16 protein-coding genes are annotated in these 19811 nt (G+C 67.8%); 6 read left to right on the top strand and 10 right to left on the bottom strand.

The genetic code is table 11. The features are described from left to right. The first annotated feature begins 171 nt into the window (after positions 1–171). Positions 172–2394 carry a putative bifunctional diguanylate cyclase/phosphodiesterase gene (locus SR870_RS16860; RefSeq protein ID WP_322514693.1) on the top strand — a complete coding sequence of 741 codons (2223 nt, stop codon included), beginning with the start codon at positions 172–174 and terminating at the stop codon, positions 2392–2394. Between the two features lie 167 nt (positions 2395–2561). On the opposite strand, the gene SR870_RS16855 is transcribed toward SR870_RS16860, so the two are convergent. After that, positions 2562–3446: a YiiX/YebB-like N1pC/P60 family cysteine hydrolase gene (locus SR870_RS16855; RefSeq protein ID WP_322514692.1), complete on the bottom strand. Its 885-nt coding sequence runs from the start codon at positions 3444–3446 to the stop codon at positions 2562–2564. 326 nt (positions 3447–3772) lie between these two features. On the opposite strand from SR870_RS16855, the gene SR870_RS16850 reads away from it, so the two are divergent. Beyond that, on the top strand, positions 3773–5200 hold the full coding sequence (locus tag SR870_RS16850; RefSeq protein WP_322514691.1) for an NAD(P)/FAD-dependent oxidoreductase: 1428 nt from the start codon (positions 3773–3775) through the stop codon (positions 5198–5200). A 57-nt stretch (positions 5201–5257) separates the two neighbouring features. Here SR870_RS16850 and pheT read toward each other — a convergent pair whose 3' ends face one another. The 5 genes from pheT to rpmI form a co-directional block, all read right to left on the bottom strand. Further along, entirely contained in the window at positions 5258–7666 is a 2409-nt protein-coding gene (gene pheT / locus SR870_RS16845; protein WP_322514690.1) for a phenylalanine--tRNA ligase subunit beta, read from the bottom strand. Between the two features lie 141 nt (positions 7667–7807). Continuing rightward, positions 7808–8299, bottom strand: a complete 492-nt coding sequence (locus SR870_RS16840) for an endonuclease domain-containing protein (protein ID WP_322514689.1) — start codon at positions 8297–8299, stop codon at positions 7808–7810. A gap of 256 nt (positions 8300–8555) precedes the next feature. Beyond that, positions 8556–9638, bottom strand: a complete 1083-nt coding sequence (gene pheS / locus SR870_RS16835; protein WP_322514688.1) for a phenylalanine--tRNA ligase subunit alpha — start codon at positions 9636–9638, stop codon at positions 8556–8558. 142 nt (positions 9639–9780) lie between these two features. Continuing rightward, positions 9781–10140 carry a 50S ribosomal protein L20 gene (gene rplT, locus SR870_RS16830; protein WP_322514687.1) on the bottom strand — a complete coding sequence of 120 codons (360 nt, stop codon included), beginning with the start codon at positions 10138–10140 and terminating at the stop codon, positions 9781–9783. Between the two features lie 87 nt (positions 10141–10227). Beyond that, entirely contained in the window at positions 10228–10428 is a 201-nt protein-coding gene (gene rpmI / locus SR870_RS16825) for a 50S ribosomal protein L35 (protein ID WP_011438945.1), read from the bottom strand. Between the two features lie 375 nt (positions 10429–10803). On the opposite strand from rpmI, the gene SR870_RS16820 reads away from it, so the two are divergent. Further along, positions 10804–11226: a hypothetical protein gene (locus SR870_RS16820; RefSeq protein ID WP_322514686.1), complete on the top strand. Its 423-nt coding sequence runs from the start codon at positions 10804–10806 to the stop codon at positions 11224–11226. Positions 11227–11477: 251 nt separating this feature from the next. Here the strand turns inward: SR870_RS16820 and SR870_RS16815 are convergent, their stop codons facing one another. Next, entirely contained in the window at positions 11478–13679 is a 2202-nt protein-coding gene (locus SR870_RS16815; RefSeq protein WP_322514685.1) for a transglycosylase domain-containing protein, read from the bottom strand. Positions 13680–13876: 197 nt separating this feature from the next. Between SR870_RS16815 and SR870_RS16810 the strand changes: the two genes are divergently transcribed. Next, a complete protein-coding gene (locus tag SR870_RS16810) occupies positions 13877–14128 on the top strand; it encodes a hypothetical protein (protein WP_322514684.1) in 252 nt (83 codons plus the stop codon). A 45-nt stretch (positions 14129–14173) separates the two neighbouring features. Here SR870_RS16810 and SR870_RS16805 read toward each other — a convergent pair whose 3' ends face one another. The 3 genes from SR870_RS16805 to SR870_RS16795 form a co-directional block, all read right to left on the bottom strand. Continuing rightward, positions 14174–14380 carry a hypothetical protein gene (locus SR870_RS16805; protein ID WP_322514683.1) on the bottom strand — a complete coding sequence of 69 codons (207 nt, stop codon included), beginning with the start codon at positions 14378–14380 and terminating at the stop codon, positions 14174–14176. Positions 14381–14655: 275 nt separating this feature from the next. Further along, on the bottom strand, positions 14656–15876 hold the full coding sequence (locus SR870_RS16800) for an ABC transporter substrate-binding protein (RefSeq protein WP_322514682.1): 1221 nt from the start codon (positions 15874–15876) through the stop codon (positions 14656–14658). Between the two features lie 138 nt (positions 15877–16014). Beyond that, entirely contained in the window at positions 16015–16383 is a 369-nt protein-coding gene (locus tag SR870_RS16795; protein WP_322514681.1) for a DUF1304 domain-containing protein, read from the bottom strand. An 82-nt stretch (positions 16384–16465) separates the two neighbouring features. On the opposite strand from SR870_RS16795, the gene SR870_RS16790 reads away from it, so the two are divergent. Continuing rightward, entirely contained in the window at positions 16466–16894 is a 429-nt protein-coding gene (locus SR870_RS16790) for a DUF1330 domain-containing protein (RefSeq protein WP_322514680.1), read from the top strand. A 145-nt stretch (positions 16895–17039) separates the two neighbouring features. Beyond that, positions 17040–19805 (top strand): ATP-binding protein, encoded by a 2766-nt coding sequence (locus SR870_RS16785; protein WP_322514679.1) that lies wholly within the window; start codon positions 17040–17042, stop codon positions 19803–19805. Positions 19806–19811 lie beyond the last annotated feature (6 nt).

Below are 19811 nucleotides of genomic sequence, written 5' to 3'. Positions count from 1 at the left end.
TCTGGTTCCCGGCGTCGTTTATCGCGCGCTCTGCGCGATTCGCGCGTGCCTCATCGACGTGCACTTCGCCGCGATCCTACCTGCCGGCTGCAAATGCCGCTGAAACCGTTACATATTTTTTTCAGACACATCTTGCACAACCAGTTCGCAGATTGGGTGTGGGGCGTGGAAATGCCGCAGTTTCGGCTGAAGACGAGCAAGACATCGAAAAGATGCACGGTCAAACGCAAGCCGAAGCCGAGCCGCTCCGGAGCGACAGGCCGCAAGCCATCGCCGTGTCCGAAGCTGCCGTCGCGCGGGATCGCCGATCGCGAGCGCGCCGTTGCGGACGCGCTGGCCGAGGCGCGCAAGTCGCACGAGCGGCTGCGCGAGGCGATCGACATTCTGCCGCAGGGCATCGTGTTTCTCGACGCCGATGGCCGCTACATCCTCTGGAACAAGCGCTACGCGGAGATCTACAAGGCCAGCGCCGACCTGTTCAAACCCGGCGCGCGGATGCAGGACACCATCCGGGTCGGCGTCGAGCGCGGCGACTATCCCGAAGCGATCGGCCGCGAGGACGAATGGATCGCCGAGCGGATGCGACGGTTGTTTCATCCCGGCCATAGCCACGAGCAGTTTCTCGCCGACGGCCGCTGCATCCGGATCGAGGAACGCACCACCTCGGACGGCGGCGTGATCGGCCTGCGCGTCGACATCACCGAACTGAAGCAGCGCGAAGCGTCGTTCCGGCTGATGTTCGAAAGCAATCCGGTGCCGATGCTGGTGTGCTCGCTCGCCGACGAGCGCATCGTCGCGGTCAACGACGCCGCGGTCGCGCATTACGGCTATTCGCCGTCGGAATTCGCCGCGCTGACGATCCGCCGGCTGCAGGCGTTCGAGACCGATCTGCCATGGGGCGGCGACGCCACCGACGAGGAACGCGCGGCGCGGACCTGGAAACACGTCCGGGCCGACGGCTCGCTGATCGATCTGGCGATCTACGCCCGGCAGCTCAACTATCAGGGCGAGCCGGCGGTGCTGCTGGCGCTGATGGACATCACCGAGCGCAAACGCGCCGAGATGCGGCTGGCCTTCATGGCGCATCACGACGGGCTGACCGGGCTACCGAACCGCAGCCTACTGCGCAAGAGGCTCGACGATATGCTGAGTCAGACCCGGCGCACCGGCGAGAAGATCGCCGTGCTGTTCGTCGGCGTCGATCACTTCAAGGCGGTCAACGACACGCTGGGGCACGCCGTCGGCGACAAGCTGCTGCGCGGAATCGCGCGCCGGCTGCGCTCGACGCTGCGCGAGGAAGACCCGCTGGCGCGGCTCAATTCCGACGAATTCGCCGTGGTCCAGACCGGGATCAAGCGGCCCGAGGACGTCACGCTGCTGGCCAAGCGGCTGCTCGGCGCGATCGCCGAGCCGTTTCTGCTCGAAGGCCATTCGGTGGTGGCGGGCGCCAGCATCGGCATCGCGGTGGCGCCGGTCGACGGCGACGATTCCGAAAAGCTGCTGATGAACGCCGACATGGCGCTGTCGCGCGCCAAGAAGGATTCGCGCGGCAGCTTCAGCTTCTTCGAGCCGGGGATGGACGCCCGCGCCCAGGCGCGGCGCAAGATCGAGACCGAACTGCGCACGGCGCTTCGCCACGAGGTGCTGCGGCCGTACTACCAGCCGCTGATCGCGCTCGCCGACGGCGGCGTCACCGGCTGCGAGGCGCTGGTGCGCTGGCCGCATCCGGAGCGCGGCATGATCTCGCCGGCGGAGTTCATCCCGGTCGCCGAGGACACCGGCCTGATCAACGCGATCGGCGCGCAGGTGCTGCGCCAGGCCTGCCACGACGCCGCGCGCTGGCCCGGCGACATCCGCGTCGCGGTCAATCTGTCGCCGCTGCAGTTCCGCGTCGGCAATCTGATGGCGACGGTGATGGACGCGCTGAAGCAGTCCGGCCTGCCGGCGCGCCGGCTCGAGCTGGAAATCACCGAGACGCTGCTGCTGGAAAAGAGCAGCCAGGTGATCGCCACGCTGCACGCGCTGCGCGCGCTCGGCGTCCGCATCTCGATGGACGATTTCGGCACCGGCTATTCGAGTCTGAGCTATCTGCGCAGCTTTCCGTTCGACAAGATCAAGATCGACCAGTCGTTCGTGCGCGGCGTCAGCGACAATCGCGAGGCCCAGGCGATCGTCCGCGCCATCATCAGCCTCGGCATGGGACTCGGCGTCACCATCACGGCCGAAGGCGTCGAGACCGAAGCCGAACTGAACTGGCTGCGCGACGAAGGCTGCCACGAGGCGCAGGGCTTCCTGTTCAGCGCGGCGCGGCCGAACGACGAGATCAAGGGGCTGCTGGAATTGCAGGGCGACGCCGATGGCGGCGAGGCCTCCTGCTCGGCTCGATGCGCGTAGCGTAGCAGGCTCCGCGACGAAGCAATCCAGGGGCTCAGTGCTCGGCGCGCTGGATTGCTTCGCTGCGCTCGCAATGACGGGGACAGGGCGTTGATTTGGCGGCCTGCATTTCCGGTCAGGCTCTCAGGATGACGCTTTGCCTGCGGCAAGCTGCGCTGAGGATGATGTCAGTGCATATAACCGACGCGCGTCACTTCTGACTCGCGCGGCGCCGTTTCCGTGTCAGCCGTTTCAGGAACGAGCGACGGCGCCGGGTCGGCAGGGTCGTGAAACGTGCTGAACGGGCCCGCCACCTCCGCGAGCGGCTTCTGCTTGTCGGCCCAGTGCAGCGCGGTGTAGTCGAAGCCGTTGACGATGGTCGGCTTCACCACTTCGAAATACGGCGAGATGTCGAAGTCGCGCGGCATGTACAGCGAGGAGTCGCGGATGTGCAGGATCTCGCGGCGCGCGGCGCGGCTGCCGGCCTTGGTGATCTTCGGCAGGATCGGATAGCGCACCGCGTCGAACGCCTGCGCGATCAGCGCCGAGCAGATGATCTTGGTCGGATCGCCGGAGCCGAGCGCGATCATCCGCCGCCGCCAGCGTTGCGGCACCGGCATCGGCACCAGGTAGCGCATCAGGTCGACGATGTTTTTGGTGTCGTAGCCGAAGCCGATCCGGTTGATGGCGTAGCGGCAGACGGTGTGGCGGTCCTCGTGCGACAGGCCGACCGGGCGGCAGATCCGGGTGTGATAGCCCAGATGCCGCGACAGCGGCGACGAGGTCACGCCCTCGCCGATATTCGCCTCGATCAGGACGTGCGGCTCGCCGTCGGGCTCGGCGGCGCCGTCGATCGGGCCGACATAGAGCGCGGCGTGCGACCAGGTCGACTGCGTCAGGTACTTGATGATGCCGGAGATCCGCGCATTGCCCTCGACCAGCAGCACGTCGCCGGGCTGCATGATGTTGCGCAGATGATCCGGCTCGCTCGGCGTGAACGGCTCGTAGCCCGGCTCTTCCTTCTGCAGATAGCCGGCGATGACCTTGCCGATGGCATCGAACACAATGCCCATCCGTTCACTCCCGCGACGTCGTCACGCTGCTGTTGGCCGGCTCATCATTGGGGAGAGCCGTTGCAATTTAGTTCATCGGTTCAGCCGCCCGGACACCGGACGTTGACCATGACCGTTGCCGCAGTGCAGCGATTGAGGCAGGTTGCGAGCCGAAGATGGGCATTCTGCGGCGTCGCGACGCAACCGGGCGCCGCGCGAAAATCGGGCGGAGTCCGAGGTTTTCGACGGCGTTTGGGTTAGACTGACGATGGCGCCCCGGCGCGGGACAATGCCGGGTTGTTCGGCCCTTGTCGCGGCCCGGCGCGGATATTTTCGGAAACCATGACATGACAATCTCCCGACGCCGCTTTCTCGGAGCCACCGCCGGCCTCGCCGTCGCGCCGATGTTCGGGGCGCGCGCGTCCGCGGCGCTGCCGCGCGAGGTCGATATCGTCGTGGTCGGCGCCGGCGCGGCCGGGATCGCGGCGGCGCGGCGGATCGCGGCGGCCGGCCGCAAGGTGATCGTGGTCGAGGCCGCGGCGCAGATCGGCGGCCGCTGCCTCACCGACACCACCAGCTTCGAGGCGCCGTTCGATCGCGGCGCGCGGTTCCTGCACAATCCGGACAGCAATCCGCTGGTCCGGCTGGCGCGCGGCGAAGGCCTCGACATCGCGGCGGCGCCGCCGGGCCAGAAGATCCGGATCGGCCGCCGCAACGCCCGGGCCCGCGAGACCGAGGATTTCCTCGCCACGCTGGTGCGCGCCAGCCGCGCCATCGGCGAGGCGTCGCGCGGCCGGGTCGACGTCTCCTGCGCGGCGGCGCTGCCGAAGGATCTCGGCGACTGGACCGCGACCACCGAATTCGTGATCGGCCCGGTCGCCACCGGCAAGGACGTCAGGGACCTGTCGGCGGTCGACGGTTTTCGCGCCCAGGACCGCATCGCCATCATCGGCGTGCGTCAGGGATTGGGCGTGCTGCTGACCAGGCTCGCGGCGGCGCTGCCGGTGACGCTGTCGACGCCGGTGACGCGCATCGTCTGGAGCGGCCGCGATATCGGCGTGGAGACGGCGTCAGGCAAGATCGCGGCGCGCGCGATCATTCTCACCGCCTCGACCAATGTGCTGAGTTCGGGCGCGATCGCGTTTTCGCCGGACCTGCCGAAGCGCCAGCTCGACGCCGCATCCAGGCTCGGGCTCGGCAGCTACGACCGGATCGCGCTGCAGTTCAAAGGCAATCCGCTCGGCCTGTCGCGCGACGAGATGATGATCGAGCAAAGTAACAGCGCCCGCACCGCGGTGCTGTCCGCCAACGTCAACGGCTCGTCGCTGTGCACGGTCGATGTCGCCGGCAGCTTCGGCCGCGAATTGTCGGCGCAGGGCGAGGCGGCGATGCAGGCCTTCGCGGTCGAGTGGCTGGGCAAGCTGTTCGGCAGCGATATCGCCGCCGCCGTCGAGCGCAAGGCGGCGACGCGGTGGAACGCCGCGCCTTACGTGCAGGGCGCGATGTCGGCGGCGTCGCCCGGCGGCGCGCCGTCGCGCAAGGTGCTGGCCGAGCCGCTCGGCAATCTGTTCATCGCCGGCGAGGCCACCAGCGAGGTGATGTGGGGCACCGTGCTGGGCGCGTGGGAATCCGGCGAGGCCGCCGCCGACGCCGCGCTGAAGCGGATCGGCCCGGCGAAGCCCGCGGCCGCGGCGGAGAAGCCGCAGCGCAAGCCGAAGAAGCGCCGCAGCCGCGAAGCCACCGGCGCGCCTGAGCGCTGGCCGGGCAGCCGGTAGAGACGCGCAAAGCAGCTCCGTGCACTGAGACCGTAAGCGCGACCCGCCCGCGACGAACTACCCGCGCAGCACGCCGCCGGTCTTCTTGGTGACTTCGGCGACGATCTTCTCTCCGACGGCGTCGATTTCCTGGTCGGTCATGGTCTTGTCGCGCGGCTGCAGCGTCACCGCGATCGCGATCGACTTCTTGTCCGGGTCGATGCCCTTGCCCTCATAGACGTCGAACACCCCGACCGAAGTAATCAGCTTCTTGTCGATGCCCTGGGCGGCGCGGACCAGGTCGGCGGCCGCGACCTTGCGGTCGACGATGAAGGCGAAGTCGCGCGACACCGGCTGGAACGCCGACAATTCCAGCGCCGGCTTGGCGCGGGTCGGGCGCTGCTTGGCGTCGGGGATCCGGTCGAGGATCACTTCGAATGCGACCAGCGGGCCGTCGGCGTGGAGCTGTTCGAGCACGCGCGGATGCAGCTCGCCGAAGTAACCCAGCACGTTCTGCGGCCCGATCTGGATCGCGCCGGAGCGGCCGGGATGCAGCCAGGCAGGCAGCTTGTTGGTTGCGATCTGCAGCCCCGCCATCGGCGCGCCGGCGGCGGCCAGCACCGCGAAGGCATCGGCCTTGGCGTCGAGCGCGGTGGCCGGCGCCGAGCCCGACCAGTGCCGGCCGAGGCCCTGCGACGAGGCGACGCCGCGGCGCACGCCGCTCGCCGCGATGAATTGATCCTGCGGCCGGTCGCCCTTGAAGATCTGCCCGACCTCGAACAGCGCCAGATCCGGCGTGCCGCGATCGGCGTTGGCCTGCGCGGCGGCGATCAGGCCCGGCAGCAGGCTCGGCCGCATGTCGGACAGATCCGACGCGATCGGATTGGCCAGCGCCAGCTCCGGCTGGCCGCCGCCGAAGGCTTCGGCGCTGGGTTTTGAGATGAACGACCAGGTCACCGCCTCGGTCAGGCCGCGTGCGGCGAGTGCGCGCTTGGCGCGGCGGGTGCGGGTCTGGATCTGGGTCAGCACCGGCTTGCGCGGGGCGTCGCCGCGTTCGAACGGCGTCATCGGCACCTTGTCGACGCCGACGATGCGGACGATCTCCTCGACGATGTCGGCCTTGCCGTGGACGTCGCTGCGCCACGACGGCACCGCGACCTTCACCACGGCGCCCGAACCCGCCACCATGAAACCGAGATGCGTCAGGATGCGGCGGACTTCGGTGAACGGCACTTCGATGCCGGCGAGCCGCTTCACTTCACTCAGCGGGAAGTCGATGATGCGGTCCTCGCCGAACGCATTGCCGACCACGACGGCTTCCGACGGCGTGCCGCCGCAGAACTGCATCACCAGATGCGTCGCGAGGTCGAGCCCCGGCATCATGAAGGCGGGATCGACGCCGCGCTCGAAGCGATAGCGCGCGTCGGTGTTGATGCCGAGTCTGCGGCCGGACTGCGCGATATTGATCTCGTTCCACAGCGCGGATTCGATCAGCACGTCGGTGGTGTCGTCCGAGCAGCCGGAGGCCTCGCCGCCCATGATGCCGGCGAGCGATTCGACGCCGTGCGCGTCGGCGATGACGCAGACGTTGCTGTCGAGCGTGTAGCTGCGGCCGTCGAGCGCCAGCAGCGTCTCGCCGTCGTTCGCGCGGCGCACGACCAGATCGCCCTCGACCTTCGCGGCGTCGAACACGTGCAGCGGGCGCGAGCGGTCGAAGGTCAGGAAGTTGGTGATGTCGACCAGCGCGTTGATCGGGCGCAGGCCGATCGCGGTGAGCCGCTGCTGCAGCCAGTCCGGCGACGGCCCGTTCTTGACGCCGCGCACCAGCCGCAGCGCGAAGCCGGGGCAGAGCTTGGCGTCTTCGACGCTGACCTTCACTGGGCAGGGGAATTCGCCCTTGATCGGCTTGATCGACGGGTTCTTGAACTTGCCCATGCCGGCGGCGGCGAGATCGCGCGCGATGCCGGAAATGCCGGCGCAGTCCTGCCGGTTCGGCGTCAGATTGATGTCGAGCACCGGATCGCCGAGCCCGGCCCATTCTGCAAAGCCCTGGCCGACCGGCGCGTCCGCCGGCAGCTCGATGATGCCGTCATGATCCTCGGAGAGCTCCAGCTCGGCGGCCGAGCACAGCATGCCGCGGCTCTCGACGCCGCGGATGTTGCCGATGCCCAGCGTGATGTTCTTCGCCGGGATGTAGGTGCCGGGCGGCGCGAACACGGTGACGAGCCCGGCGCGTGCATTCGGCGCGCCGCACACCACCTGCACCGGCGCGCCCGCGCCGGTGTCGACGCTGCAGACCTGCAGCTTGTCGGCGTTGGGATGCTTCTCGGCGGTCAGCACCAAGGCGATGGTGAACGGCGCCAGCGCCTTGGCCTTGTCCTCGATGCCCTCGACCTCGAGCCCGATCATGGTGAGCTTGTCGGCGAGCGCGTCGAGGGGCTCGTCGGTGTCGAGATGGTCTTTCAGCCAGGAGAGGGTGAGTTTCATCGGGTGTGACTTCCGTCTGGCGCTGTGCGTGTATCGTGCTGAATGGCGAGGCTCGGCCGCGCGTCGCCCTCACCCCAACCCTCTCCCGCAAGCGGGAGAGGGGGCGCGTCGTGCCGGATGGAGGGGCTGCGTGTCATGCTGTTAGTCCGCATCGTCCGTTGCAGGACGCTGCTTTGAATTGGTCTGTTCAGGCCGCTGCTTGGCCTCGCGCGCAGCGCGCTCCCTCTCCCGCTTGCGGGAGAGGGTTGGGGTGGGGGCACTTGCGGCAAGCACATCCGCAATGCTCTGCAGCACCCCGGCCCGATTGCTCATCACGTCGGCATTGCTGAAGCGAACAATCCGGAAGCCGCGCGCCTCGATCGCCGCCGTCCGCGACGCATCGGTGCGTTCGCCGTCGTCGGAAAAATGCTGGCCGCCGTCGATCTCGACCACCAGCTTCACCGAGTGGCAGGCGAAGTCGGCGATGAACGGCCCGATCGGCACCTGGCGGCGAAACGAGAATCCATTGAGCTGCTTGTCGCGCAGCGCCGCCCACATCAGCCGCTCGGCGTCGGTGGATGCCTTCCGCGGCTCGCGCGCATTGCGGCGCAGGCTGGGAGAGACCTTCCAGGTCGGCTGCTTCGGATCGTTCATCGCCAGCTCCGTGCCCGTGTCGCCCTCACCCGACCCTCTCCCGCAAGCGGGAGAGGGAGCGCGTCGTGCCGGGATGCGAGGCTTTCAATCATCTCAATGACAAATCATCTTCAACTAACAACGCCCGCGTTCAGCCGATGAGCTCCCGCAGCCGCGGCCTGCCCCCTCTCCCGCTTGCGGGAGAGGGCTGGGGTGAGGGCGACGCTTGTCGCAGCCTTCTCGTCCAGCGCGACACGCACGGCGACAGCGAAACTGCTCACGAACTCAATCCGCCCGCCAGCGTCGGGATGTCCAGCGGCTTGAAGCCGTAGTGATTGAGCCAGCGCGAATCCGCCTCGAACAATTGCCGCAGATCGCTCATGCCGTATTTCAGCATCGCGATGCGGTCGATGCCCATGCCCCAGGCGAAGCCCTGATACACGTCGGGATCGAGGCCGCAGGCGGTCAGCACGTTGGGGTGCACCATGCCGCAGCCGAGAATCTCCAGCCAGTCCTCGCCTTCGCCGAAGCGGATTTCGTCCTTGCCGCGGCGGCACTGGATGTCGACTTCCAGCGACGGCTCGGTGAACGGGAAGAACGACGGCCGGAACCGCATGTTGACGTTGTCGACCTCGAAGAACGCCTTGCAGAATTCGTGCAGGATCCACTTCAGGTGGCCGAGATGGCTGCCCTTGTCGATGACGAGACCCTCGACCTGATGGAACATCGGCGTGTGGGTCTGGTCAGAATCGCTGCGATAGGTGCGGCCGGGACAGATCACACGGATAGGCGGCTTCTGGCTCAGCATGGTGCGGACCTGCACCGGCGAGGTGTGAGTCCGCAGCAGCAGGCGCGAGCCGTCTTCCTTCGGATTGAAGTAGAAGGTGTCGTGCATCTCGCGGGCCGGATGGCCCTCGGGGAAGTTCAGCTTGGTGAAATTGTAGTCGTCGGTCTCGATGTCCGGACCTTCGGCGATCGCAAAGCCCATGTCGGCGAAGATCGCGGTGAGTTCGTCCCAGACCTGGCTGAGCGGATGGATCCGGCCGGCCTCGGCGAGCGGCTCGCGCAGCGGCAGGGTGACGTCGATCGTCTCGGACGCGAGTCTCGCGTCGAGCGCCGCGGCCTTGAGCACGTCGCGACGCGCGGTCAGCGCTTGCGTGACGGCCTCCTTGGCGAGGTTGATCGCCGCGCCCTCGGTCTTGCGCTGCTCGGGGTCCATCTTGCCGAGCGTGGCGAGCAGCGCCGAGATCGAGCCCTTCTTGCCGAGCGCGCCGACGCGCACCGCTTCGAGCGCGGCCTCGTCGGAGGCGGCGGCGATATCGGCGAGGATCTGGGTTTGTAGGTTTTCGAGATTGGACATGAGCCGCCGTTCCCCTCAAGAAGTCATGCCCGGGCTTGACCCGGGCATCCATCGCTTCTCGAAATGATGGATCGCCGGGTCAAGCCCGGCGATGACGGTCAACCTTGTATCAACCTCAGGCTACTCATGCAGCCTTGCAGCCTCAGGCCGCGAGCGCGGCCTTGGCCTTCTCGGCGATCGCCTGGAACGCCGCCGGTTCGGTGATCGCGAGGTCCGACAGCACCTTGCGGTCGACGATCACGCCCGATTTGGCGAGGCCGTTGATGAACACGCTGTAGGTCATGCCGAGCGGGCGCACCGCGGCGTTGATGCGCTGGATCCACAGCGCGCGGAACGTGCGCTTCTTGCGCTTGCGATCGCGGAAGGCGTATTGGCCGGCCTTGTCGACCGCGGCCTTGGCGGCCCGGATGGTGTTCTTGCGGCGGCCGCGGAAACCCTTGGCGGCCTTGTAGACTTTCTTATGCTTGGCGTGAGCCGTCACACCGCGTTTGACGCGAGCCATGACTGATCTCCTTCATCTGAAATTGGTTTGCTTGGCCGCGCGGACGCGGCCCGATGAGGCTGCCGCGCAAAGGCGCGGCGTGAACGGTCAGGCGTTCGGCAAGAAATACTTCTTGATGTTGTCGCCGTCGGTCTTGAAGATCACGCGGGTGCCGCGAAGCTGACGGATCTGCTTCTTGGTGCGCTTGATCATGCCGTGGCGCTTGCCGCGCTGGGCGGACATCACCTTACCGGTGGCGGTGACTTTGAAGCGCTTTTTGGCGCCCGATTTGGTCTTCAGCTTGGGCATTTGGCTCTCCTATGCCACGCGCAAAACGCGCCGGTGAGGCGCTGCGCAGGCTCAAAATGCTCGTTAGAGCGTTGAAGTTGCTCGGTTTGTTCCCTTGCGGGAAAAACCGGCAGGCTCATCGCCACGGCAGCCCTTGATCAGCCGGGCGACGAAGGTTGCGCTTATGGCAGAGCGCGGCCGGATTGGCAACGGATAACGCCGCGCAGCGCGGGCCCGCCGCCGGCCCGGCCCGGCCCCGGCCGAATGACGAACCTTTCGGCGCCCAGCCTCGTCGCATACTCCGTAGACACATTTTCAGTCGATACTTCGCAGCATATGCGCCGAGGCCGACCGTTCGCATCCCCGCCGGTCGCCGCTTCATTGTCGGAGACTCCCATGACGTGCTCTGTCAGCTCACCTTCCGGACGGTTCGGCGGCCTCGCCCGGACCGGCTTCGTCGCCGCCGCCGCTCTGGGGCTGGGGCTGGTCGCGGCCGCCGGCGACGCCGAGGCGGCGAAACGGCGCGCCGTCGGCCATTTCGACGGCGTCTGGAACGTGGTGTTCGCCACCAGGGCCGGCAATTGCAGCCCGACCTACAACGCGCCGTTCGCCGTGCAGGGCCGCCGGGTCTCCTCGGCCGGCGGCGGCAAGGTCACGGGCGGGATCACCGGCGGCGGCAATGTCGCGGTCAAGATCTCGGTCGGCGCCTCGGTCGCCAGGGGCCGCGGCCGGCTGTCGGGCAATTCCGGCACCGGGATCTGGAGCGGCCTGATCCAGGGCGACCGCTGCCGCGGCGTCTGGCAGGCGACGCGGCGCTGAGTCGGGCGGTCGCCGCGAGGATCAACCCTCCCCTGGAGGGGGAGGGTCGCTCGCGCCAGCGAGCGGGGTGGGGTGGCGAAGAGTTCGTCCGCCGTGCCCGCTTCTCACCCCACCCCGTCACGCATCCCGCTCCGCGGGCTGCGTGCCGACCCTCCCCCTCCAGGGGAGGGTGAAGAGAGCGCCGCCGCAATCCTCGATATCAGGGTGAGGGTGGGGGCGACGCGGGCACGGCTCTTGATCGTGAGCGGAGGCTATCGCCCGAACAGCCGGTCCATCAGCCAGCCGTCGAGGCCGCTGTCGGCTTCGGGGCGGACATTGGCGCGGGCGGGTTGCGGGCGGGCGGCGCCGGCGGCCGGGACGTTGACGATCTGGGTCTCGCCGCGCGGTCCGGCCTGCGCGATGGTGCCGCCGGCCGCGGAGCTGCCTGCGACCAGCGGGCCGCCGCTCCAGCCGCCGCCGGGCAGCGGCTGCGGCGCGGTGCCTTTCAGCGCCTCGCGCATGAAGCGGGTCCAGACGTCGACCGGCAGGCCGCCGCCGGTCGCCTTCCGGGTCGGCGAATTATCGTCATTGCCGAGCCAGACGCCGGTGACCAGCGCCCCGGTGTAGCCGATGAACCAGGCGTCGCGGAAATCCTGGCTGGTGCCGGTCTTGCCGGCGGCAGTCCAGCCCGGCAGGTCGGCCTTCTTGGCGGTGCCGGATTGCAGCGTCTCCCGCATCATGGTGTTCATCATCGCCACCGCGCGCGGATCGACGACGCGGTTCGGCGGATCGTTCGGTCGCGCATAGAGCAGCTTGTTGCCGCTCGCGGTGCGGATCCGGTCGACGACATGCGGCGACGCCGCCAGCCCGCCATTGGCGAACGGCGCGTAGGCGCCGACCAGTTCCAGCACCGACACTTCCGAGGTGCCGAGCGCGATCGAGGCGTTGGCCTCGAGCTTGGAGGCGATGCCGAGCCGGTGCGCGGTTCGCACCACGTTCTTCGGCCCGACCTCGAGCCCGAGCCGCACCGCGACGGTGTTCAGCGACATCGACAGCGCCTGGGTCAGCGTCACCGCGCCGAAATATTCGTGGGTGTAGTTCTCCGGCCGCCAGCCCTTGACGTCGACCGGCGCGTCCTGCCGGATCGTCTCCGGCGTCAGCCCGGCCTCGATCGCGGTGAGATACACGAACGGCTTGAACGCCGAGCCCGGCTGCCGCTTGGCGGTGACGGCGCGGTTGAACTGGCTGTCGGCGTAGTTGCGGCCGCCGATCATCGCCCGCACCGCGCCGTCCGGCGTCATCGCCACCAGCGCGCCCTGCGAGACCTTGAATTTCACGCTCTTGGCGGCGAGCTCGTCGATGATCGCGGCTTCGGCTTCGGCCTGCAGTTTCGGATCGATCGAGGTTTCGACCACGATCGACTGGTCGATCTGCCCGACCAGATCGTCGAGCACCTCGCCGATCCAGTCGGCGACGTAGTTGATGGTGCCGGCGCCGGTCGGCTTGACGGTGTAGACCGGATTGGCGATCGCCGCCTGCGCCTGCTTGTCGGTGATGAAATCGGCGTCGGCCATCGCGGCGAGCACCAGCCGGGCGCGCTTCTCGGCGCCCTCCGGGTTGCGGTTCGGCGCCAGCCGCGACGGCGATTTGACGAGGCCCGCGAGCATCGCCGCCTCGACCAGCGTCACCGCCCTGGCCGATTTGCCGAAATATTTCTGCGACGCCGCCTCGATGCCGTAGGCGCCGGAGCCGAAATACACCCGGTTGAGATAGAGCTCGAGAATCTCGGTCTTGGAGTGCTTGCGCTCCAGCCACAGCGCCAGTTCGACCTCCTGCAGCTTGCGCATCAGGGTGCGGTCCTGGGTCAGGAACAGGTTCTTGGCGAGCTGCTGGGTCAGCGTCGAGCCGCCCTGCGACACGCCGCGATGCAGCACGTTGGCGACCGCGGCGCGCGCGATGCCCATCGGGTCGACGCCGAAATGCTGATAGAAGCGACGGTCCTCGATGGCGATGAACGCCTTCGGCAGATAAGGCGGCAATTCCTTCAGCGCCACATTGGTGCCGGCCATCTCGCCGCGCACCGCGAGCTGGCTGCCGTCGGCGCCGACGATGGTGATGGTCGGCGGCCGCTTCGGAATCTCCAGCGACTGGATCGGCGGCAGATGCGCGCCGACCCACACCATCAGTCCGACCACCCCCAGCACCGCCCAGATGCCGGCGACCGCGGTCCAGTACACGGTGCGGGTGACGAGCCGGCGCAATCCGCCCTTGCGGCGCGATTTGCCGCGGGCCTTGCGTCCGCCGCCGCCGGTTTTGGCGGCCTGCGGTTTGGCCTGAGTTTTGGGCTTCTTCGGACGGTCGTCGTCGGCCACGCTGACCCGATCCTGCGGGCTGAGGCGCAGGCCGGACAGCGATTCGGCCAAGCCGAATTTCGGCTCCCGCCGTTCGCCGGCTTTGTTCTTGCCCACCGCCATTCGCAACGCCCACGCCGACCGATGCGGGACCGTAACGAAGCGGGTTTAAGGCCCGGTAAAGCCATGGTTAAGGTCGGGTTCCAGGGTTCCGGCGATTGCGGCGGAAACCCGCGAAGGTCGGCCTTGAGGCATCTCAATCGGCCTTGCCGGCGGCCTGCGATAGATCGTCCGCCAGCGAGCAACGACGAGAGCCATTGATGACCCGGGTGCTGAAGACCGCCGATGAGATCGAAACCCTGCTGCTGCGCGACGTCCGCCAGCAGCGGCATTGCGACAAGGTCGAGGCGATCCGGATTCGCCCGTGCCCGCCCGACGAGGACAGCAACGGCGCCAACTGGAAGGTCGCCTCGGTCGATCCCGGCCAGGCCAGCCGGGAATTCGCCGGCGCCGCCGTGATGATCGCGATGGACCGGCTGCAGCGCGAGGTCAGCGTCGCTCCCGGCGAATGAGCTCAGCGCGGGAACGAGTTCGCGATCGCGCCGCCGTTGCGGGCCTCAGTGGTAATCGCGCCGGGGCGGGGCGATGCCGATCTCGCCCATCAGCCAGCTCTTCATCTTGGCGCGGCTGGCGAAGCGCTTGGCTTCCTGCAGCAGTTCCTCGCGCTCGTCGCCTTCCGGCGTCAGCGCCGCTTCGATGTACTTGGCGACCGCCAGTTCTTCGAGCTGTTCGACGGTGAAATAGCGATTGGATTCTGCTCTCATCGTGATCTCGCCGCACAAGCGGCGCTCCCGAAGTCGTCCGCATCAGCGTGTCTGTTGCGAAGTCATTCGACGACGATTCGAGCAATCCTGTCTGTCACGTTTTGACCGCAGCGTTGCCCGGCCGGTTTCAACCAACGATCAATATTGCCGACTGAGTTACCGGTTAGTTGTGCGTAGTTCTACGCGCCGGTTCGATCGGTATCCGGTGGTTTCCCGCGCGTCGCCCCGGGCGGCGATCCGCATCGCGCCCGGGGCGAGGTTCGCGTCGCGCCGCCTCACATCGCGGCGTCGTCCTCGAGGATCGGGCCGAACAGTTCCCAGCGCTCGCCGTTGAACTTCATCATCCGCAACTGCTTGTTGACGCGGAAGTCGGTCGGCGAGGTGTTGATCGACATGCCCGGCAGCGACAGGTCGAGCGTGACGTTCTTCAGGTTGGCGGCCTGCTTCATGATGTTGTCGCGGGTGAGGTTGTCGCCGCACTGCTTCAGGATCTGGACCAGCAGCTCCGCGGTGGAATAGCCGTAGGAGTTGACCGTGTTCATCTTGTCGCCCTCGGGATAGTACTTGTCCATGAAGGCGAAGTACTTCTTGACGCCCGGGTCGTCGGCCCATTGCGGGTCGGCGGGGTCTTTACCGTAATTGACGCTGATGATGCCCTTGGAGATGTCGAGGCCGGCGGGCTTCAGCGTCGCCGACACCGGGCTGGCGTTGATGTCGAGGATGTGCACCGGGTTCCAGCCGAGATCGGCGACTTTCTTGATCGCCTGCGCGGCGAAGCGCGGCGTCGAGGCGTCGTACAGCAGCGTGGCGCCGGCGGATTTCAGCTTGACGATCTGCGAGTCGACGGTCGGGTCGGTGAGTTCGTAGGACGTCTCCGCCACGATCATCTTGTCGGCCTTGTCGCCGAGGCCGGCCCTGAGCCCGATGACGTAGTCGCGGCCGAGATCGTCGTTCTGGAACAGCACGCCGATCTTGGCGTCGGGGTGGTTCTTCAGGATGTAGCGCGCGTAGATCCGCCCCTCGGTCTGGTAATTCGGGTTGTAGCCCATCGTCCAGGGGAAGTTCTTGGGATCGGTGAACCGCGTCGCGCCGGTGGCCGCGAGCAGTTGCGGCACCTTCTTGGCGTTGAGATATTTCTGCACCGCGGCGTTGGACGGCGTGCCGATGATCTGGAAGGTCAGCAGCACCTCGTCGCTCTCGACCAGCTTGCGGACCTGCTCGACCGCCTTCGGCGGCGAATAGGCGTCGTCGTACTGGATCAGGTTGACCTTGCGGCCGTTGATGCCGCCCTGGTCGTTGATCATCCGCATATAGGCGGCCTGGGTCTTGCCGATGCCCGCATAGGCCGAGGCCGGACCGGAGAACGGCACGGTCTGGCCGATCTTGATCTCGGTATCGGTGGCGCCGGTATCGTATTTCTTCTGGGCCGCAGCCGGGGCGGCAGTGAGCACAATCGCAGCAACAGCCGCCGTGGCGGCCTGAAACAGGCTCTTCATCGGTCGTCGACTCCCTGTGGCTCGTGACCGGCGGTCTTCTGTGAAGCCGCCGTTAGCAGGGAGTGTGGATCAGCACCGCAACTCTGGCAATGGCGCCGTGGCTTGCGAATCGGGGCGGGCCTCGCGCGTGCGGTGCAACTAAGCCTGGGCCAGCCAGGCCAGGATCAGCGCCAGCGCCGCCGGTGCGGCCTGCACATAGAGGATGCGCCGGCTGACGCTCCAGGCGCCGTACAGGCCGGCGACGATCACGCAGCCGAGGAAGAACGTCTGGAGCTGCAGCGCGACGGCGGGATCGGGATGCAGCAGGCTCCAGATCAGGCCGGCGGCGAGAAAGCCGTTGTAGAGGCCCTGATTGGCGGCGAGCACCGCGGAGGCGGCCGCCTTCTCGGGCGTGTTGCGGAAGGTCTTCAGTCCGAGCGGCCGGGTCCAGAGAAACATCTCCAGCACCAGAAAATAGACGTGCAGCGCCGCGACCAGCGCGACCAGCGTAGCGGCGACGGCGTTCACGACAACCCTCCGGATGCAGACAACAGCGTCGGCCGCATGATAGTAGCACAGCCGATACGGGACAAAGCAACGGGGGGAATGAATGACCGGCCATGTCGACCCGACCAAGGAGGTGTTCGCGCAGTTTCGCGAGAACGATCGCGAAGGCCCGATCCACATGCTCAATCTGGTGCGACTGAAGCCGCGCGCGACCTATCCGGACGGCCACGCCGCGACCGGAGCGGAGGCCTATGCGGCCTATGGCCGGGACTCGCTTCCGGTATTTTCGCGGCTCGGCGGCAAGGTGGTCTGGCAGGGCGGGTTCGAACTGATGCTGATCGGTCCGCAGCAGGAGCACTGGGACCACGTCTTCATCGCCGAATATCCGAGCGTGGCGGCGTTCGTCGAGATGATCCGCGACCCGGTCTATCGCGAGGCGGTCAAGCATCGTCAGGCGGCGGTCGATGATTCCCGCCTGATCCGCCTGAAGCCGATGCCGGTCGGCGACGGATTCGGTCAGATTCCGGAGTAATGGCGAAGCGCGGCGGATGCGCGAGGCGCCGCCGCAGGCCGACATCAGAACATCGGTGGCAGCGGTTCGAGTCGGTGGCGCGCGGTGCGCCCCTCGTATAGCGTGCCGGTGCCGGGCGCCGTTCGAACGGCAGGAGAAGTGACGCGTGCGTTTGTCGGTGCGTCTGACGTTGGCGATGACGGCGCTGGTCCTGTGTGCAGTGGCCGCAGTCGGCGTTCTGGCCTACTACAATATCGGTCGCGCCGTCGTGCCGGCCGAGCTGGCGCGTCTCGCCGGTCAGGCGAAGGCGCGGCTGGGCGCGTTCGATTCGATCCTGCGCGTGCTGCACAGCGAGATTCTGGCCGCGCGGACCTTGCCGGCGCATCAGGGCGTCATCCGCGCCGTCCGCAATGGCGGCGTCGATCCGCAGGACAATCTGACCACCGCGTATTGGCTTCTCCATCTCGGCGAAGCCTATGCGGGCCAGATGCGGGTGAAGTCCAGTATCGCCCAATTCAGCCTGGTCGGCATCGCCGATGGTGGCCGCGAATTGCTGCGGGTCGACCGCGCCGGGCCGGCCGGCGCCATCCGCGTCGTGCCCGCCGCGGAGCTGGATCGCATCGGCGATCACGAAGCGTTCGAGCGGACGATCGCGCTGCCGCCCGGCCAGGACGTCCACGTCTCGCCGATCCGGGCGGGGCCGAGCCAGGGCGGCGACGCGCTGCCGGTGCCGATGATTTCGATCTCGACCCTGCTGCGGACGCCGGCGGGCGAACCGTTCGGCATCCTCGTGCTCGATTTCGATCTGCGTCCGACCTTCGAGCGGATCCGCGCCGCGCTCGACAACAGTACGACAGTGTATTTCGTCGATGCCGGCGGGCGCTATCTGCTCGATCTGCTCGAGGGCCGGGTCAGGCCGTCGGGGCAGACCGGCCGCTGGCAGGATGACTACCCCGATCTGGCGAAGGCGCTGGGCGACAAGCCCGGCACCGCCACGGTGCTGACGGCGCCCGATGGCCGTCGGGTTGCTGCGGCGATCGTGACCGCGAAGCTGGTCGGCGGCCTGGGCGTCGGCGTGATCGAGACCGAGAATTTCAGCAAGATCATCGCGCCGGCGACGGCGCTGGAGAATACCAGCATCACGGTCGCGCTGGTCGCCGCGCTGGTGGCGGTACTGCTGTCGGCGCTGCTGTCGCGTTCGCTCGCCAGGCCGGTGGCGCAGATCACCGCCGCGGTCGACGATTTCACCAGGACCGGACGCATCGCGGTGCCCGAGGGGCTGAGCGGGGAGACCAGGACGCTGGCCGCCGCGTTCGCGCACATGACCGCCGAAATCGACGCCACCACCGCGGCATTGCGCGCCAAATCCGAACAGCTCGACAAGATCATCGCCAGCATGGCCGACGCGCTGGCCGTGATCGATGCCGACGGACAACGGGTGTTCGCCAACCCGCCCTGCATCGCGCTGTTCGGCGAGGCGGCCGAGATCGGTTCGGAGAAGTGGAAGCGCAAATACAAGCGGTTCAAGGCCGACGGCGTGACCCCGATGCCCGACGATGAAAGCCCCTCTTCGCGGGCGCGTCGCGGCGAGAGCTTCGACAATGTCGATCTCGGGATCCGCCACGCCGACGACCAGCCGCTGATCCAGCTCGTCGCCAGCTCCCGCCCGATTGACAATCCCGACGGCAGCTTCGGCGGCGCGGTGATCGTGTATCGCGACATCACGGCGCTGAAGGAGGCCGAGCGGCAACTGCGCCAGGCGCAGAAGATGCAGGTGATCGGCCAGCTCACCGGCGGCGTCGCGCACGATCTCAACAACATCCTCACCGTGCTGACCGGCGGCGTCGAAATCCTCGCCGACGGCGTCAGCGACCACCCGACGCTCAAGGACGTGGCCTTGATGGTCGATCAGGCGGTGACCCGCGCCAGCGACCTCACCCACGGGCTGCTGTCGTTCGCCCGCAAGCAGCCGCTGCAGCCGCGCAGCATCGACGTCAACGCGCTGATGCAGGAAACCGCGCGGCTGCTGCGCGCGACTCTCGGCGGCGACATCGAGGTCGCGTTCGATCCCGAGCCCGACCTCCGCCGGGCGCTGGCCGATCCGTCGCAGCTCTCCAGCGCCCTGATCAATCTGGCGATCAACGCCCGCGATGCGATGCCGCGCGGCGGCAGGTTGCGGCTCGCCGCCGCCAATGCCGATCTCGACCAGGTCTACGCCGATCAGCACGACGAGGTCGCCGCCGGGCGCTACGTGGTGCTTTCGGTGACCGACACCGGGATCGGCATTCCGGCGGCGATCCGCGACCGGGTGTTCGAACCGTTCTTCACGACGAAGGCGGTCGGCGAAGGCACCGGGCTCGGTCTCAGCATGGTGTACGGCTTCGTCAAGCAGTCCGACGGCCACATCGAGATATGCAGCGATCAGGGCGTCGGCACCACGGTCCGGCTGTATCTGCCCTGCGCCGCGGCGCAGGACGATGTCGGCGATGCCGACGCGCCGCGGCGGGCGCAAGGCGGCCGCGAGACCATTCTGGTGGTCGAGGACGACCTCTTGGTGCGCAGCTATGTGATGACCGATCTGGCGGCGCTCGGCTACACCGCGCATGCCGCCGCGACCGCCGCGCAGGCGATGGCGCTGGTGTACGACGAACTCGAATTCGATCTGCTGTTCACCGATGTGAGGCTGTCGGGCGGCATCGACGGCCGGCAGCTCGCCGAGACGCTGCGCAAGCACAGACCCCATCTCAAGGTGCTGCTCACGTCCGGCTACAAGGCCGGCACGCCGAGGCAGCCGGGCGGCCCCGAGGACGGGGTTCTGATGCTGGAGAAGCCCTATCGCCGCGCCGAACTGGCGCGGATGCTGCGGCTCGCGCTCGACGGCGAGGCCGCCGCGCAGGCGAGCGACGGCGAGGTCCGCTTGCGCGGCAGGTAGTCGTCG

This window comes from Rhodopseudomonas palustris (genome assembly GCF_034479375.1).
In the GTDB taxonomy this organism is placed as follows: domain Bacteria; phylum Pseudomonadota; class Alphaproteobacteria; order Rhizobiales; family Xanthobacteraceae; genus Rhodopseudomonas; species Rhodopseudomonas palustris_M.
This window is presented reverse-complemented; position numbering and strand designations above follow the sequence as displayed.

Bases quoted from the DNA above. Each gene is read 5' to 3' on its own strand.
- SR870_RS16860 (WP_322514693.1), top strand. From the start codon at position 172: ATGCCGCAGTTTCGGCTGAAGACGAGCAAGACATCGAAAAGATGCACG.
- SR870_RS16855 (WP_322514692.1), bottom strand. From the start codon at position 3,446: ATGGGCATTGTGTTCGATGCCATCGGCAAGGTCATCGCCGGCTATCTG.
- SR870_RS16850 (WP_322514691.1), top strand. From the start codon at position 3,773: ATGACAATCTCCCGACGCCGCTTTCTCGGAGCCACCGCCGGCCTCGCC.
- pheT (WP_322514690.1), bottom strand. From the start codon at position 7,666: ATGAAACTCACCCTCTCCTGGCTGAAAGACCATCTCGACACCGACGAG.
- SR870_RS16840 (WP_322514689.1), bottom strand. From the start codon at position 8,299: ATGAACGATCCGAAGCAGCCGACCTGGAAGGTCTCTCCCAGCCTGCGC.
- pheS (WP_322514688.1), bottom strand. From the start codon at position 9,638: ATGTCCAATCTCGAAAACCTACAAACCCAGATCCTCGCCGATATCGCC.
- rplT (WP_322514687.1), bottom strand. From the start codon at position 10,140: ATGGCTCGCGTCAAACGCGGTGTGACGGCTCACGCCAAGCATAAGAAA.
- rpmI (WP_011438945.1), bottom strand. From the start codon at position 10,428: ATGCCCAAGCTGAAGACCAAATCGGGCGCCAAAAAGCGCTTCAAAGTC.
- SR870_RS16820 (WP_322514686.1), top strand. From the start codon at position 10,804: ATGACGTGCTCTGTCAGCTCACCTTCCGGACGGTTCGGCGGCCTCGCC.
- SR870_RS16815 (WP_322514685.1), bottom strand. From the start codon at position 13,679: ATGGCGGTGGGCAAGAACAAAGCCGGCGAACGGCGGGAGCCGAAATTC.
- SR870_RS16810 (WP_322514684.1), top strand. From the start codon at position 13,877: ATGACCCGGGTGCTGAAGACCGCCGATGAGATCGAAACCCTGCTGCTG.
- SR870_RS16805 (WP_322514683.1), bottom strand. From the start codon at position 14,380: ATGAGAGCAGAATCCAATCGCTATTTCACCGTCGAACAGCTCGAAGAA.
- SR870_RS16800 (WP_322514682.1), bottom strand. From the start codon at position 15,876: ATGAAGAGCCTGTTTCAGGCCGCCACGGCGGCTGTTGCTGCGATTGTG.
- SR870_RS16790 (WP_322514680.1), top strand. From the start codon at position 16,466: ATGACCGGCCATGTCGACCCGACCAAGGAGGTGTTCGCGCAGTTTCGC.